Annotated in this window: 11 protein-coding genes; 10 read left to right on the forward strand and 1 reads right to left on the reverse strand. The window is 65.7% G+C overall.

What is annotated here, in order from left to right:
* Positions 1-119: 119 nt before the first annotated feature.
* Positions 120-1,445, forward strand: coding sequence for an NAD(P)/FAD-dependent oxidoreductase (locus ACQY4V_RS02415; protein WP_428515343.1), 1,326 nt, complete (start codon positions 120-122; stop codon positions 1,443-1,445).
* A 2-nt stretch (positions 1,446-1,447) separates the two neighbouring features.
* Here the strand turns inward: ACQY4V_RS02415 and ACQY4V_RS02420 are convergent, their stop codons facing one another.
* A complete protein-coding gene (locus ACQY4V_RS02420) occupies positions 1,448-2,554 on the reverse strand; it encodes an NAD(P)/FAD-dependent oxidoreductase (protein ID WP_428515344.1) in 1,107 nt (368 codons plus the stop codon).
* A 108-nt stretch (positions 2,555-2,662) separates the two neighbouring features.
* Here ACQY4V_RS02420 and ACQY4V_RS02425 point away from each other — a divergent pair, with 108 nt between their 5' ends.
* The 9 genes from ACQY4V_RS02425 (at position 2,663) to ACQY4V_RS02465 (ending at position 15,790) form a co-directional block, all read left to right on the forward strand.
* Positions 2,663-3,550: a LysR family transcriptional regulator gene (locus tag ACQY4V_RS02425; RefSeq protein WP_428515345.1), complete on the forward strand. Its 888-nt coding sequence runs from the start codon at positions 2,663-2,665 to the stop codon at positions 3,548-3,550.
* 91 nt (positions 3,551-3,641) lie between these two features.
* Entirely contained in the window at positions 3,642-5,696 is a 2,055-nt protein-coding gene (locus ACQY4V_RS02430; protein ID WP_428515346.1) for a hydantoinase/oxoprolinase family protein, read from the forward strand.
* Between the two features lie 4 nt (positions 5,697-5,700).
* A complete protein-coding gene (locus ACQY4V_RS02435; protein WP_428515347.1) occupies positions 5,701-7,686 on the forward strand; it encodes a hydantoinase B/oxoprolinase family protein in 1,986 nt (661 codons plus the stop codon).
* The gene (locus tag ACQY4V_RS02440) at positions 7,683-8,006 is read left to right on the forward strand and encodes a (2Fe-2S)-binding protein (protein ID WP_428515348.1); all 324 of its coding nucleotides are present in this window, start codon (positions 7,683-7,685) and stop codon (positions 8,004-8,006) included. The genes ACQY4V_RS02435 and ACQY4V_RS02440 overlap by 4 nt, the downstream gene beginning before the upstream one ends.
* The gene (locus ACQY4V_RS02445; RefSeq protein ID WP_428515349.1) at positions 8,003-9,376 is read left to right on the forward strand and encodes an FAD-dependent oxidoreductase; all 1,374 of its coding nucleotides are present in this window, start codon (positions 8,003-8,005) and stop codon (positions 9,374-9,376) included. Before ACQY4V_RS02440 ends, ACQY4V_RS02445 begins: the two co-directional genes overlap by 4 nt.
* 122 nt (positions 9,377-9,498) lie before the next feature.
* The gene (locus tag ACQY4V_RS02450) at positions 9,499-10,962 is read left to right on the forward strand and encodes an aldehyde dehydrogenase family protein (RefSeq protein WP_428515350.1); all 1,464 of its coding nucleotides are present in this window, start codon (positions 9,499-9,501) and stop codon (positions 10,960-10,962) included.
* 23 nt (positions 10,963-10,985) lie between these two features.
* On the forward strand, positions 10,986-12,032 hold the full coding sequence (locus ACQY4V_RS02455; protein WP_428515351.1) for a tartrate dehydrogenase: 1,047 nt from the start codon (positions 10,986-10,988) through the stop codon (positions 12,030-12,032).
* A gap of 3 nt (positions 12,033-12,035) precedes the next feature.
* The gene (locus ACQY4V_RS02460) at positions 12,036-13,481 is read left to right on the forward strand and encodes an NAD-dependent succinate-semialdehyde dehydrogenase (protein WP_428515352.1); all 1,446 of its coding nucleotides are present in this window, start codon (positions 12,036-12,038) and stop codon (positions 13,479-13,481) included.
* Between the two features lie 359 nt (positions 13,482-13,840).
* Positions 13,841-15,790 (forward strand): TonB-dependent receptor domain-containing protein, encoded by a 1,950-nt coding sequence (locus tag ACQY4V_RS02465; RefSeq protein WP_428515353.1) that lies wholly within the window; start codon positions 13,841-13,843, stop codon positions 15,788-15,790.
* Positions 15,791-15,898 lie beyond the last annotated feature (108 nt).

The raw sequence follows: 15,898 nt of genomic DNA on the forward strand, positions 1-15,898 counted from the left end.
CGTGGTTTGCCCGACCACGAGCGCCGGCAAATACGCAACGATCTGCCGGTCAAATTCCCATATGCGGCACAAAGCACCGAAACTCTACAGCTAGGTTTCGAGAAACACATGGAATAATCATGCCTGCACCTTTGCTTGAAATCGAAACGCACACCGACATTCCGGAGCACGCCGATTGCGTGGTCATCGGCGGCGGGATCGTCGGCGTCAGCGCCGCGTACTGGCTGGCCCGCGCGGGACAAAGCGTTGTCCTGCTGGAGAAAGGCCGGATCGGTGCCGAACAATCCAGCCGCAACTGGGGCTGGTGCCGCCAGCAGAACCGCGATGCGCGCGAGTTGCCGCTGTCCACCCGGAGCCTGAACCTCTGGGAGGAGATGAGTGCGGACATCGGCGCGGACCTGGGGTTTCGTCGCTGCGGGCTGCTGTACCTGTCCAACGACGCCGCCGAACTGGACGGCTGGGCGCGTTGGGGCCGGTTCGCCCGTGGTGAGGGTGTGGACACGAGGATGTTGAGCGCGGACGAGGCAACGCAGCGCGGCTCGGCCACCGGTAAGGGCTGGCAGGGCGGTGTCTGGTCGCCCAGTGACGGGGTTGCGGACCCGTCGCGTGCGGCCCCGCTGATTGCGACGGGGATCATCCAGCATGGCGGCACTGTCGTGCAGGGATGCGCGGCACGCGGGCTGGAAACCGAAGGCGGCGCGGTCTCCGGGGTGATCACAGAGCGCGGGACGATCCGCACCCGGGTGGCGGTGATGGCCGGAGGGGCCTGGGCCGGCAGCTTCATGTATCGCCACGGCATAGGGTTCCCGCAGGCTTCGGCGCGCAGCTCGATCCTGTCGGTGGCGCCCGGCGCGACGGGCATTCCGGATGCGCTGCACACCGCCAAGGTGTCCGCCACGCGGCGCCGGGACGGCGCTTATACGCTGGCGGTCTCGGGACTGGCGAATCTCGATCCGACGCCGGGGGCCATAGCCGGGGCGCGACATTTCCTGCCCATGTTCGCCAGGCGCTGGCGGGTTCTGCGCCCCGGTGGCGCACAGGCGTGGCGCGCCGGTTTCGAGACGCGCAAGTCCTGGGCGTTCGACCGCGAGACGCCGATGGAGCGTATGCGCATCCTCGATCCCAAGCCCAGTAACGCGCTTTTGGATCTGACGTTGAAACGTGCCCGCGCCCTGCTGCCCGGTCTCGAAGGGTTGCCGGTGCAGGCGACATGGGCGGGCTACATCGACAGCACACCCGACGGCGTGCCGGTGATCGACGCCGATATTGGCACGCCCGGTCTGGTGCTGGCTGCGGGCTTGTCGGGGCATGGCTTTGGTATCGGGCCAGGCGTCGGGCACCTGGTGGCGGACCTGGTTCTGGGGCGCACGCCGATCACCGAGACCCGGCAATATCGTCTTGCCCGTTTCGGCAAAGGGCAGTGGGGCAAGGTTGCCGACTTCTGATCTCATGCCGCGAATCGAGTGATGGAGAAATCTTCCAGCGGTGTCTCGCACTGCCCCGTCGCGATCAGTTCTGCCATGGCCGAGCCGACGCCTGGGCCCAGCTGAAACCCGTGCCCGCAGAACCCGAAGGCGTGGAAGAGGCCCGGTGTCGTCCCCGAGGGCCCCATGACGGGCAGCGCGTCGGCCACGTAACCTTCACAGCCCGACCATTGACGTATGATGGCCACGTCCGCCAGCGCCGGAACAAGCTGAAGGACCGCCGCGACCTGGGCGGGCAGGCGGGCGGGATCGGGTTTTGCATACCCCGGCTCCTCCTCGACGCGCACGCGGTCGACAGCGCCGCCAAAGACGACGTTGCCGCGTTCGACCTGGCGCAGATAGGCGCCGTGCGCCTGGGACCAGACGCCAACCACGGGCGCGATACGGTGCGGCAGAGGTTCGGTCACCGCCATCTGCGGCCCCCAGGTTTCCAGGGGCACATCCTCGCCAAAGCGTGCGGCGATGGCGCGGCCCCACGCGCCGGCACAATTCAGCAGGCGGGCGGCGTGAAACGTGCCCTTGGCGGTCTCGACCGTGAAGCCCGTGCCGGTGCTGCGGATGTCCGAGACCGGGGCTTCGTCGATCACCGACGCGCCCGCCCGTGCCGCCGCGTACGCGAAGGCCGGGCCGATCAACCGGGGATTTGCGGATCCATCGCGCGGCGAGAACGAGGCCGCGATGGCGTCCGGGCCGATGCCGGGAAACCGGGCGTGCAGTTCCGCCGGGTCGAGCTCGTCAAGGACCAGGCCCTGGGCTTGGGCCGCCTGGGCGTAGCTGCGCATATCCTGCAGGCTGTCGGCGTCGAAAATCAGTCTCAGGTGCCCGGTGGGCCGGAACTCCACGTCGCGACCGAGGAGTGTCTCCGCCTCGTTCCAGATCGCCAGCGAGCGGGCGGCCAGGGGCAGTTGCGACAGGTGACGCCCACTGCGCCGGATGTTGCCGAAAGAGGCCACGGTCGCCCCGGCTCCGATCCGGCCGCGCTCGATCAGGGTGACGCGGACTCCGCGACGAGTCAGGAAATAGGCTGAGGCCGTTCCCATCAGACCGCCACCGAGAACGATTGCATCCATTCAGTACTGTCCTTTTGACACAGGAATTTGCGCAATGAGACGCTGCAAGGCCGCTTGTGTCAAAGACTGGATACGTGGCACGCTATAAGTCGCACCTATAGGATATGAATGATGCGCGCACGTCAGCTTGAAGTCTTTACCGCCGTCATGCGGGCCGGAACCGTCACCGGAGCGGCGCGACTGCTCAACATATCTCAGCCCGCGTTGAGCCAGATCCTTATCCACACCGAGGCGCAACTGGGCTTCGACCTTTTCGACCGGGAGAAAGGCCGCTTGCGGCCGACGCCCGAAGCGTTCGAGATTTACCCCGAGGCCGAGCGCCTGTTTGCCGGGCTCGAAGGGTTGCGGCGCAAGACGTCGGATCTGCGGCTGGGCCGGGCGGGCCTGGTGCGCATCGCCGCGTCGCCGCCACCGGGAATGTCGCTGCTGCCTCGGGCGCTTCGAGCGTTTCGCGCGGATCACCCCGAGGTGGTTCTGCGGACCCACGTGGCGCCGCTGGCGGCGATGGTGGACCTGCTGCGCACAGGAGATGCGTCGATGGCGCTTGCGCTGGATGACGACCTGCCGCCTGATATCACGGTCGAACATATCGGCACGACGCATTTCTGCTGCCTGCTGCCCGAAGATCATGCTCTCGCGGAAGCAGAGGGGCTCGACTACAGCGACCTGAAGGACGAGACAATCATCTCGTATCGCAGCCAGACCCGGCCGCATGACGAGCTGGACATGGCGATGCGCAGGCGCGGCGAGACCTTTGCGCCGCAGATCGAGATCGACAGTTCGATCTCGGCGGCGGGGTTCGTGCGCGCGGGGCTGGGCGTGGCGCTGGTCGATGCGCTGTTGCCCTGGGCACAGTTTCCCGGCGTCGTGCCGAGACCGCTGAGCAACTCGCCGAGCTTGCCTGTCTCGCTCCTGGTGGCGCGCGACAGGAGCCTTTCCCGCGCCGAGGAGGCGATGCGCAAGCTGCTCCACGCGACACCCTTGACCGAGCCATAAGCCCTACTTATGCGCCGCCGCGCGATCGGTCTTGGACGGCGTGCGGCTTATCTGGTCCTGTCATGGCAAATCAGGGAAAGGACCAGGCAAGATGGATGGCACTCGCGCCCCGGCGGACTGGAAGGTCGGCGTCGATATTGGCGGCACCTTCATGGATTTCTGCGCGCTGGACACGACCAGCGGACGCATTGCGTCGCTCAAGGTACTGACCACGCCCGATGATCCGGGGGCCGAACTTCTGACCGGCCTCGACCTTCTGGCCGAGCGCGAGGGGCTCGACCCTGCCTGCGTGACGCGGTTCGTGCACGGGACAACGGTGGGCATCAACACCATCCTTCAGCGCAAGGGCGCAAAGCTGGCGCTGATCACGAACGAGGGTTTCGAGGACGTCATCGAGCTGGCGCGGCTTGCCATGCCCGACATGTACTCGCTGTTCTGTCACAGGGCAGAGCCGCTGGTGCCGCGCGACCGAGTGTTCGGTATTCCGGTGCGGCTGCGGGCTGATGGCAGCGAACCGCTGGCGCCGACGCCCGAAGCGGTGCGCAAGGCGGTTGCGCAAACGCGCGGTGCCGGTGCCGAAGGGATCGTGGTGTCGTTCCTTCACAGCTGGCGCAACGGGGCGCAGGAAGCGGCGGTGAAGGGCATGATCGAAGCCGAGGCGCCGGATCTTTTTGTCTTCACCTCGTCCGAGGTCTGGCCGGTCATCCGGGAATATGAGCGCAGTTCCACGGCGATCCTGAACGGCTATGTCCACCCACGCGTGTCGGGTTATCTGGCGGCGCTGGAGGAAAGACTGGCGGGGCGCGAGGTGCCGGCGAAGGCGTTGCTGACCAAGTCGAACGGTGGCTTGATGAGCGCCTTCGAGGGGCGACGCGACTGTGTCTCGATGCTCCTCTCGGGCACGGCCTCGGGAGTGATGGGCGCGGCTTGGCTGGCGCGCCAAGCGGGGGCATCGAGGATACTGACATTGGACATCGGCGGGACTTCGGCGGATTTTGCGCTGATCGTGGACGGAGAGGTCCAGTACGGCGCGGACGAGAAAATTGGCGACTTCCCGCTGCATATCCCGTCGGTCTCGGTCAGTTCCATCGCCATCGGCGGTGGCTCCATCGCCAGTGTCGACAGCCAGGGCGTGCTGCGTGTCGGGCCGGAATCCGCCGGGTCGACCCCGGGGCCTGCATGCTATGGGCGCGGCGGCACCGCACCTACTGTGACCGATGCGATGGCCGTCTGCGGCTGGTTGGGGCAGGTTGAAATGGCCTATGGCCAACTGAACATCGACCGCGACCTTGCCCGCGCGGCGGTCGCGCGTCTTGCCGGGCCGGTTGAGCGCAGCGTGGAAGAAACCGCTCAAGCCATCCTCGATATCGCGGTGTCGGAACTGTTCGTCGAGGTCGAGAAGCTGGGCTCGCGGGCCGGGGTGGACCTGCGGGACTTCACGCTGATGCCGTTTGGCGGTGGCGGGCCGATGCTGGGTGCGTTTCTTGCACGTGAGCTGGGCATGGCGCGGGTGCTGGCGCCACGACGGCCAGGGGTGGTGTCCGCACTGGGTGGCCTTGTGGCAGACATGCGGGGCGATTTCCTGCAGACCGTCTTTACCGGGCTTGATACCGGCGCCGTGCCTCAGCTGCGCGAGGCGTTCGAAGCGCTGCGGCGCGACGGGCAGGCCTGGCTCGCGGCGCAGGGTCACGATGGCCCGGCGCAGGTACGGCTGTCGGCGGACATGCGCTATGCCGGGCAGAGCTATGAGATCGAGACGGCGCTGGAGCCTGACTGGCTGACCGATCCGGCACGCATAGCCGTGGCGTTTCATGAGGCGCACCGCCAGATCTATGATTTCGAGGACAGAAATGGGGCAATCGAGATTGTGAACCTGCGGCTTTCTACCATCGGGATCACGCCCAAGCCCGACATGGCCGAAGAGGCTGCCACAGACGCGGTTTCCGCGTTGGCCGCGCGGCACGTACCGGTGCATCTGCACGGCGCCCGCGACATTCCTCTGTTCATGCGGACCGACCTTGTGCAGGGGGCGGAATTCCACGGTCCGGCCGTGGTCTGCCAGGAGGACACCACGCTGGCAATCCCCGATGGCGCCGCGGCGCATGTCGACCGGCATCTCAATATACACCTTGAATTCGCGGAGTGACCCCATGACCGACAAGATGACCCTGCGGGTTCTGGCAAATCACGCCCGCGCGGCGGCCGAGAACATGGCCTTTACCTTGCACCGCACGGCGCATTCGGCCTTCGTCAAGGAGACGCAGGATTTCACCGTCATGATCATGGACCGCCTGGGCGATACCTTTGCCGTGCCGATGGAGCTGGGTGCGACGTGGTATCCCGGACTGACCTACGGGCGGGCCATCGATATGATCGACGACTACCGTCCCGGCGACGTGGCCTTTACCAACGATCCCTATTCCGGACACGTGGCGACCCACGCACCGGACACGCACCTGTGGAAGCCTGTCTTTAGCGACGGCGAGATCGTGGCCTGGACCGGCGGCCATATCCACAACACCGACATGGGCGGCGCCGTGCCTGCGTCTCTGTCGAGATCGCTGACCGAGATCCACCAGGAAGGGGTACGATTCCCGCCCATGAAACTGGTGAACGAAGGTGTTTTCGATGCGCAGATCCTGCGGATCATGGAGACCAACGTGCGCAAGCCGGGCCTGAATATCGGCGACATCAAAGCGCTGGTGGGCGCGCTCAACACTGGCGAGCGCAAGGTTCATGCGATGCTGGACCGCTTCGGGCGGGACGGATTTCTGTCAGGTGTCTCGGCACTCAAGGATCAGGCGGAAGCGCAAGCGCGCGAGATTCTGGAGGCGATCCCCGACGGTGAGTATTCATTCGCCGACTACGCCGACGAGGACAGTGATTTCGCCAATCCCTGCCGTCTGAACCTGACCCTGCGCATCCGTGGCGACACCGCGGAGCTGGATTTTACCGGATCGGATCCGCAACTGGGCTCGTCGCTGAACGTGCCGTCGGGTGGCGACCCGCGCCACACGATCCTGATGGTGGGGGTCTACTATGTGCTTTACACCCTCAATCCGCAGCTTTTGCTGAATACCGGCATCACGCGGCCGTTCACCTGCATCGCGCCCGAGGGGACCGTGCTGAACCCCGTCGCGCCGGCGGCGGTGGGGATGCGGTCGCTGACCTGTGCGCGGCTGCGCTCGGTCATTTTCGGTGCGTTTAGCCAGGCGGTGCCCGAGCGGATGCCCGCCGCGCCCGCGGGCAATAACTGCATCGTCAACGTCATGACCCATGACGAGCGCAGCGGACAGAAGATCATCGCGGCGGTGAACCCCGTGGTGGGCGGCGGCGGCGGGATGCCCGACCGTGATGGCACCAACGGGTCGGGTGCCGATGCGGCCTATCTGCGCAACACGCCGATAGAGATCACCGAGACCGAGGTGCCGCTGGAATTCGTGAAATACGGTCTGGCCCAGGATACCGGCGGGGCAGGGCGCTGGCGCGGCGGGCTGGCCACGGAAATGGCGTTCCGTGTCTTTGCGCCCGACACGCGTATCACGGCGCGCAACCGCGACCGTTCGCGTTTCCGCCCTTGGGGCGTTCTGGGCGGGCGCGCGGCGGGGCTGGCCGAGATGGTGGTCAATCCCGGCACGCCGAACGCCCGCCGGATGGGCAGCGCCGACACCGCAATCCTGCAGCCGGGCGACGTGCTGTCGCTGCGGTCGGCCGGCGGTGGGGGTCGCGGCGACCCGATGGAGCGCGAAGCCTGGCGTGTCGCCCTGGACGTGCGGCGCGGGCATGTATCCGAAGAGGCTGCCCGAAGCGAGTATGGCGTGGTGATCGTCGCCGGAGCGGTGGACGAAGAGGCGACCGCCAGGCTGCGGGCCGAGTCCCGTGCGCATGAAGGACATTTCCATTTCGGACCCGAGCGCGATGCGTTTGAAGCGCAATGGACGGCCTCGGCCTATGCGCGCCTGACCGATATCCTGATGGCGCTGCCCGTGCATTGGCGCTTTTTCGTCAAGACGGAGATATTCCCCAGGATGGATGGACGCGCGGGCGCCGAAGGTGTCAGTGCCGCGTTCGACGAGACCTGCATTCGTTTTCCGGATATCCCGCACTTGCAAGCCACTGTCGAGGCCGCGGAATGAGCCAGGCCGGCCCAACGGAAACAGGGCGCCTGCAACGGTTGGCGGAAGCGGACCGTCCCGTTCTGGCCTTTGCGTTTGGAGGACGTACGCTTTTCGGTTTGCAAGGCGACACGGTGCTGACGGCGATCCTGGCGTCGGAGTCCTCGCTGCGGGATGCGGAATTCGGGCCGGAACGGCGTGCGGGGTTCTGTCTGATGGGCGCGTGCCAGGATTGCTGGCTCTGGCAAGAGAACGGCCCGCGATTGCGCGCCTGTTCGACATTGCTGCAAGAGGGGATGCGGTTGCACCCGGCCCCGCCCGACCGCTGGCCCGGGCCATGACGCGCGTTCTGATTGTTGGGGCGGGGCCGGCGGGCATCCGCGCGGCGGAAACGCTCGTCGCCGCCGGTCTGTGCCCGGTTGTCGTGGACGAGGGTGCACGCGCCGGAGGCCAGATCTATCGTCGCCCCCCCGAAGGCTTCCTGCGCCCGCCGCGTACCCTGTACGGATCCGAGGCCGGGAAAGCCATGAATTTACACGAGACGTTCGATGCCCTCGTGCGTGACCGGCAGATCGATTATCACCCTCGGTGCAGTGTCCTAGGTCTGCAGGACGGGAGCGCTCAGGTGCTCTCTCCTGACGGTGTACTGTCGCTGCCATACGATTGCCTGCTGCTCGCGCCCGGTGCGACCGATCGGCTGGCGCCGGTGCCGGGATGGCAGATGGCGGGTGTCTATACGCTGGGGGCCACGCAGATAGCGCTGAAGTCCCAGGGCGTGGCGCTAGGACGGCGGATCGTGCTGGCGGGCTCTGGGCCACTTTTGACGCTGGTGGCCTCGCAGCTGATTGCCGCGGGGGCGACGGTGGCTGCGGTGCTGGACACCGCGCCATGGCGTGCTCAGATTCGTGGCGGTATCGGTATGGCGCTGGCCCGGCCGGGGGTCACGCTGCGCGGTCTGCGGTTGCGGGCCGGGCTGGGCCGGCGGTACTCGGCCGGTGTCAACCTGACGGGGATCGAGGGCGATGGAAGCGGCCCTGCCGCGATCACCTGGCGGGACGCGGGGGGCCGGCATCACCGCACGGCCTGCGATACCGTGGCGCTTGGGTGGCACCTGCGCGCCGAGACGGCGCTGGCCGATCTGGCGGGGGCAGAGTTCGCGTGGTCGGATACATGGGCGCAGTGGTTGCCTCGGACGGACATGGCAGGACGGGTCCGGGACGGGCTGTACCTGGCGGGGGACGGGATGTGTCTTTTGGGAGCCGACGGAGCGGAGATCGCCGGGCGGCTGGCCGCGCGTGCCTGCCTTGCCGATCTGGGGCATTCCGTGGACGCGGCGGTGTACAACCGCGATATTCGAAGGATGCGGCGCATGGCCCGTTTCGCCAAGGCGGTCGCCTCCGCGTTTCCCTGGCCTGCGGAGATGGTCCGGGCCGTGCCGGACGATGCGGTCCTTTGCCGGTGCGAAGGTATCACCGCGGGCGAACTGCGCCAGAGCCTGAGCCTGTCCGGCAAGGAGGCGAACCGGGCCAAGTCGCTCAGCCGTGTCGGCATGGGGCGCTGCCAGGGCCGGTACTGCCAGATTGCGGGGGCCGAGGTGATGGCGGGGCAGGCAGGGTGCGATCCCGCCTCGGTGGGCCGTCTGCGGTCACAGCCGCCGGTGCGTCCTGCGCCGCTTGGCCTGTTGGCCACACGCGCCGACGCGCGCGAATGAGCGACACAATCTTCTGCGTCCCATGATGGGGTTGGCGGCGAAAAATGCCGCCATCCGAACGCTTTCGGCAAGTGTTGCCAAGCCGATCACGTCAGACTGTGGACAACCAACGAGAGGTGACCATGACACTTGCCTTCGATCCTGCGGAGCTGACGCTGCCCCGCGGGCATTACATCGGTGGACGCTATGTGCCCGCCCGCGACCAAATCACAGTGACGGCCCCGTCGAACGGTGCCACGCTGGGCGCAGTGCCCCAAGCCGACACGGCGGTGGTGGACCGCGCGGTCGAGGCCGCGCGCACCGCACTGCGCACATCCGGCTGGGGGCGTGCGTCCCCGCGCGAACGGTTGCGCGCGCTGCATCGGTGGGCCGACCTGATGGAAGAGGAGGCCCCCGTACTGGCCCGGCTGGAAGCGGTCTGTTCAAGCCGCCCCGTGGCCGACACGGTGGCCGGGGACATCCCCGTGACCGCCGAGCAGATCCGGTTCTTCGCCGAGTTCGCCGACAAGGAATGCGACGCGCTGGCGCCCACGGGAGAGGGAAGCCTGGGTATGGTCACCTCGGAGCCGCATGGCGTGGTGGGGGCCATCACGCCGTGGAATTTCCCGATCTCGATGGCGGGATGGAAACTGGGACCTGCGCTTGCAGCCGGCAACGCAGTGGTTCTCAAACCGTCCGAGATGACGCCCTGGTCTGCGCTTTACATGGCCGAGCTTTCAGTGCGTGCCGGTCTGCCCGAAGGGCTGGTCAACGTGGTTCTCGGCGACGGTCCCGAAACCGGCGCGGCAATCACGGGGCATCCCGGGATCGACAAGATATCCTTTACCGGCTCTACCCGCGCCGGTGCCGCGATCATGGAAAACGTCGCCCGCTGCGGGATCAAGCCGATGACGCTGGAGCTGGGCGGAAAGAGCCAGATGATCGTTTTCGAGGATGCCGATCTCGACCTTGCGGCAGATTGCCTGGAGCGTGGCATATTGCCCAACGCGGGCCAGTTCTGCGTGGCCGGGTCGCGGATGATCGTGGCCCGCAGCGTCGCCGACGAGCTGGCCGGGCGCCTGACCGAGAGGTTCAGCCGGCATGAGCCCGCGACCACCTGGGACGCACAATCCGGCTTTTGCCCGATCATCTCGGAGGCGCAGCTTGGCCGTATCGACAGCCTTGTACGCGCCGCATGCGAGCATGGGGCCGAGGCGCTGTGCGGTGCTGCGCGGTTCGACCGTGAGGGCAGTTATTATCGGCCGACGCTGCTGGCGGGGCCGTCGCCGGACAATCCGGCCGTCACCGAAGAAATCTTCGGCCCCGTCGCCACCTTCCAAACGTTCGAGACCGAGGACGAGGCCATCGCCATGGCGGCGCATCCGACATATGGTCTGTGTTCCGGCATCTTCACCCGCGACCTCGCACGCGCGTTGCGCGTTGCGGGCCGCATCGAGGCGGGGACGGTCTGGATCAACCGCTATGGCCGGTCGCGCGACCACATCCTGCCCACCGGCGGATGGAAGGCCAGCGGGCTGGGCAAGGACCTGGGCCGCGAAGCCTATACCGCCAACCGCCGCACGAAATCCGTGCTGGCGACTATCTGAATGACGAAGACAAAGGAATTTCCATGAGCGAACACCAGATTGCCTTGATCCCCGGCGACGGGATCGGAGTTGACGTGACGGAGGCGGCCATGAAGGTGATGCACGCCGTCGCCGAAATGGAGAACTTCACGCTTCGCACCGGGACCTTCCCATGGTCCTGCGCCTATTACCACGAGACGGGCGCGATGATGCCGGAGGACGGGATCGAGACGCTGCGCGGCTTCGACGCGATCTTTCTGGGGGCGGTCGGCTGGCCCGAGACGGTGCCGGATGCGGTTTCGCTGCATGGTCTGCTGCTTCCGATCCGCAAGGCGTTCGATCAATATGCCAATATCCGCCCGCATCGTCTGTTGCCGGGCGTAGAAGGCCCGTTGAAATCCGATGCCTTCGATATCCTGTGCATCCGCGAAAACACCGAAGGCGAATATGCCGGGGCGGGCGGGCGCGTGCACCCGGGACGCGACAACGAGGTGGCGGTGCAGACCTCGGTCTTCACGCGGCAGGGGGTGGAGCGCATCCTGCGCTTTGGCTTCGAGCAGGCGCAAGCACGGCGCGGGCACCTGACCTCGGTCACCAAGTCGAATGCACAGCAGTATTCCATGGTTTTCTGGGATGACATGACGCGTGCGGTTGCGGCCGATTATCCCGATGTCACGGTCAGCCATGTGCATATCGACGCAATGGCGGCCAAGATGGTGATGAACCCCGAGGATCTCGACGTGATCGTGGCGTCCAACCTGTTCGGCGACATCCTGACGGATCTGGGCGCGGCGATTCAGGGCGGGCTTGGGTTTGCCGCGTCGGCCAATATCTGTCCCGACCGGTCCGCGCCTTCGATGTTCGAACCGGTGCACGGCTCGGCCCCGGATATCGCGGGCAAGGGAATTGCAAACCCCATTGCGGCCATCTGGTCGGGGGCGATGATGCTGCGCCACCTGGGCGAAGACGGTGCCGCCGATCGGGTGGAAGGCGCCATAGCCGCGACGACGGCTCAGGGCATCGGCATACGCCCCGGCAGCCACGGTACGGACGATATTACCAATGCGGTGATTACCGCGATGAAAGGTTGAAAGATGAAGCTATCCGACCCCGATCTTTTTCGCCAGGCCGCGCTGATCGACGGTGAGTGGATTGCGCGCCCTGACATGGAGGTTGCCAACCCCGCGACCGGCGCGGTCATGGGCACCATGCCCGACACGACGGCCGACGAGACAGAGCGCGCCATCCAGGCGGCTGAGGCGGCGATGCGGGATTGGCGGGCGCGGACCCATGCCGCGCGTGCCGATATCCTGATGCGGTGGCACGACCTGGTGCTGGAGCATACCGAGGATCTGGCGCAAATCCTGACAGCCGAACAGGGAAAGCCGCTGGCCGAGTCGCGGGGAGAGGTTGCCTATGGCGCATCGTTCATCCGCTGGTTCGCCGAAGAAGCGCGTCGCATTGACGGGTCAATCATCCCGTCGCCGGTACAGGGCAAGAAGATCCTCGCAATGAAGGAGCCGGTGGGGGTCTGCGCGATCATAACGCCCTGGAACTTCCCCATCGCCATGATCACCCGCAAGGTCGCGCCCGGTCTGGCTGCGGGGTGCACCATGGTGGTCAAACCGTCTGATTTCACGCCTTACTCGGCCCTCGCGCTGGCCGTTCTGGCAGAGCGGGCCGGTCTGCCGAAGGGAGTGATGAACGTTCTGACCGGGCGGCCCGAGGTGATTGGCAAGACGCTGACAGCTTCGCCGGTGGTGCGGAAACTGTCCTTTACCGGCTCCACCCGTGTGGGCGCGCTTCTGGCCGAGCAATGTGCCCCCACGCTCAAGAAGCTCTCGCTGGAGTTGGGCGGCAACGCACCTTTCATCGTGTTCGACGACGCCGATCTCGACGCGGCGGTCGAAGGGGCGATGCTGTCGAAATTCCGCAACGGCGGGCAGACCTGCGTTTGCGCGAACCGTATTCTGGTGCAGGCGGGGATACACGATGCGTTCGTGGCGGCGCTGTCAGAGCGGGTGAACGCCCTCAAGGTCGGGCCGGGGGATGCGGAAGGCAGCGACATCGGGCCGATGATCAACCAGGCCGCGATCCAGAAGATCAATGCCCATGTCGAGGACGCCCTGTCGAAGGGCGCGCGGCGCAGTACCGAAGTGCGCGAACTGGCAACGCAATATGCCGATCCGATGGTGCTGACCGATGCCACGCCCGACATGCAGCTTGCCGGGGAAGAGACCTTTGGCCCCGTGGCGCCGATCTTCAGGTTCGAGACTGAATACGAGGCGCTGGCGCTTGCCAACGGGACACCCTTCGGATTGGCGGCCTATTTCTACACGCGCGATCTGGCCCGCGCGTTCCGGGTGGGCGAGGCGCTGGAATTCGGCATCGTCGCGCTGAATACCGGCGTGGTCAGCCATGCCGAAAGCCCGTTCGGCGGGGTCAAGGCATCCGGGCTTGGCCGCGAAGGGGCGCGGGAAGGCATCGAGGAATATCTCGAGACCAAGGCGTTTCACGTGGGCGGACTTGCGGTGTCCTGAGGGGCCAGACGGGCGTCAACGCTCCACGGGGTGAACGGTTCTCGGCGCAGACTATCAAGGTTCGCATATTGCTTCGGGAAAGGCAGAGTTGGTCGGGTTGCAATCGATCAATCTCTACGCGTGGGTCGATCAACCCAAAGCACTCTGCCCAAGGGTATGGCATTCGTTCGACGATCTTGATGGTCGTCATATCCGTGCAGCGTGAAAGCACGTTCTCAGAACGACACAAGATATCTGCGCATTCCTTCAGCGAGGTGGGCTGCGTGCCGTTCTGAATTGCAATCCGGACCTGCCTGTGAAATGGATTAACCTTAGGCAGCCAATCATCCGCTACCCAGAAAAATCAAATCTACTGGGGAATGGATATGCGCACTGTCACGCCGTATGCGTCGGCTATCTTCATCATCGGCACCGGGAGCGCGTTTGCGCAAGCGCCCGAACCGTTCGTTCTGGGCACGATCTATATCGGGTCGGATGCCACAACCTCTATCGGGATCGACAACGAGGATCTGACGCGCACCACGCCGAAGGATCTGCAGGAGGTCTTCAAGTCCGAGCCGTCGGTGTCGGTTGGAAGCTCGCTGCCGATCTCGCAGAAGATCTATGTGAACGGGGTCGAGGAGAACAACCTGAACGTCACCATCGACGGGGCGCGGCAGAACAACCGGATCTTTCACCACAGCGCCACGACATATATCGACCCCGAACTGTTGAAGGCGGTGCGGGTGGACCCCGGCGTGGCCCCGGCGGATGCGGGACCCGGAGCGTTGGCCGGTGCGATCGCGTTCGAGACGAAGGACGTGCAGGACCTCCTGGAGGAAGGGCGCACGTTCGGCGGGCGCTTCATCACCGAGTACCAGAGTAACGGCGACGTCTTTACCAACAGCCTGGCGCTGTTCGGGGTGTCAGGGCGGTTCGAATACCTGGCCTTCGGGAAATATGCCGATGGCGGCGTCCGTGAGGATGGCTCTGGCGGGGATATCACCGGGTCGGGCACGGGGCTGACCAGCGGGTTGGCCAAGGTGGCGTTCAATGCCGACAACGGCGGACGGCTGGAGCTGGGGTACGAGATCGTGCGCGACGATGCGCAGCGTCCCCTGCGGGCGGATTTCGCGGGCTTGCGCGGCGTGCTGGCGACGCGTACCTATACGCTGGAGCGCCAGAACCTGGTGCTGTCCTACGAGTTCGGGAATACCACGGCGATGTGGAATCCGTCGGTGCAGATCGCATATAACTCGACCGACCTTTACACCGGGCCGATGCCGGGCGCCACGGACGCCTATGCGGGCAAGACCACGAGTTTCACGGGCAAGATCCAGAACGAGTTTCAGGTGGCGAATGGCACCGTGAATGCGGGCCTCGATTTCTACAGCGACGTGGCGGATATCAGCGGCGAGGGCACGGCGGTGTTCTTTGCCGAGGAGAAGGCCACGAATATCGGCCTGTTCGTGCAGGCGGAGTTGGACCTGACGGAGCGGTTCCGCCTGTCCACGGGCGCGCGATACGATTTCCAGGAGTTCGAGGGCGTCGACGGCACGACCTATGACAATGACGGGCTGTCGGCGAATATCGCCGGGGATTTCGACGTCACCGATGCGATCACGGTCAGTGCTGGGGCGTCGCGTGTGTGGGGCGGTATCGCGCTGGCGGAAAGTTTCCTGTTCGATCCGGCCTGGACCTATCCGGCGTCGATCGAGCCGGCAACTTCCGAGAATTATTACCTTGGTGCCAATTACCGAGTCGGGAACTGGGATTTCAACGCCAAGCTGTTCAAGACCGATATCGACAACGCGCGGACCCTGCTGGACCCCACGACGGGCCTGTTCAACGGCGGGCCGGCGCAGGTTTCGGACCTCGACACCGAAGGGTACGAGATCGGCGCGGCCTACACGTGGTCGAGCGGGTTCGCCCGCATCGCCTATGCCGATATCGACACCAGGATCAACGGTGGCCCCGCCGACAGCTACACCGGGCGTTACCTGACCACGCCCTTGGGCGACAACCTGGTGTTCGAGGTGGCCAATTCGTGGGATAGGCTGGGCCTGACGCTGGGCGCGGATGCGCAGATCGTGTTCGACAAATCGGCCGCAGGCGCGCCGGGTGGCGAGATCGACGGGTTCGAGGTGGTCAACGCCTTTGCCGAGTATACGCCGCGCCGGATGGAAAACCTGACCGTGCGGGCGGAGATAGACAACATTTTCGACGAGACCTACACCGAGCGGGCGACCTATGGTCAGGAATTCGCGACGGTGACGCCCCTGCGGGAACCGGGCCGGTCCTTCAACCTGCGGGCAACGCTGCGGTTCTGAGCGTGGTGCTGCCCGTGTGGGCGGGGTTCCTGCAAGACGTGTTGATGATCGCGACCGTAAGGGTCGCGGTTACCCATGGGCAAAGGTCTGGTTGGAACCCTTGTGAGA

This window comes from Roseovarius sp. (assembly GCF_965277045.1).
In the GTDB taxonomy this organism is placed as follows: Bacteria; Pseudomonadota; Alphaproteobacteria; order Rhodobacterales; family Rhodobacteraceae; genus Roseovarius.

What these genes read in the sequence shown, in the direction of transcription:
- ACQY4V_RS02450 (WP_428515350.1), top strand. Translation starts at nt 9,499, where the DNA reads ATGACACTTGCCTTCGATCCTGCGGAGCTGACGCTGCCCCGCGGGCAT.
- ACQY4V_RS02445 (WP_428515349.1), top strand. Translation starts at nt 8,003, where the DNA reads ATGACGCGCGTTCTGATTGTTGGGGCGGGGCCGGCGGGCATCCGCGCG.
- ACQY4V_RS02420 (WP_428515344.1), bottom strand. Translation starts at nt 2,554, where the DNA reads ATGGATGCAATCGTTCTCGGTGGCGGTCTGATGGGAACGGCCTCAGCC.
- ACQY4V_RS02460 (WP_428515352.1), top strand. Translation starts at nt 12,036, where the DNA reads ATGAAGCTATCCGACCCCGATCTTTTTCGCCAGGCCGCGCTGATCGAC.
- ACQY4V_RS02430 (WP_428515346.1), top strand. Translation starts at nt 3,642, where the DNA reads ATGGATGGCACTCGCGCCCCGGCGGACTGGAAGGTCGGCGTCGATATT.
- ACQY4V_RS02440 (WP_428515348.1), top strand. Translation starts at nt 7,683, where the DNA reads ATGAGCCAGGCCGGCCCAACGGAAACAGGGCGCCTGCAACGGTTGGCG.
- ACQY4V_RS02415 (WP_428515343.1), top strand. Translation starts at nt 120, where the DNA reads ATGCCTGCACCTTTGCTTGAAATCGAAACGCACACCGACATTCCGGAG.
- ACQY4V_RS02455 (WP_428515351.1), top strand. Translation starts at nt 10,986, where the DNA reads ATGAGCGAACACCAGATTGCCTTGATCCCCGGCGACGGGATCGGAGTT.
- ACQY4V_RS02465 (WP_428515353.1), top strand. Translation starts at nt 13,841, where the DNA reads ATGGATATGCGCACTGTCACGCCGTATGCGTCGGCTATCTTCATCATC.
- ACQY4V_RS02425 (WP_428515345.1), top strand. Translation starts at nt 2,663, where the DNA reads ATGATGCGCGCACGTCAGCTTGAAGTCTTTACCGCCGTCATGCGGGCC.
- ACQY4V_RS02435 (WP_428515347.1), top strand. Translation starts at nt 5,701, where the DNA reads ATGACCGACAAGATGACCCTGCGGGTTCTGGCAAATCACGCCCGCGCG.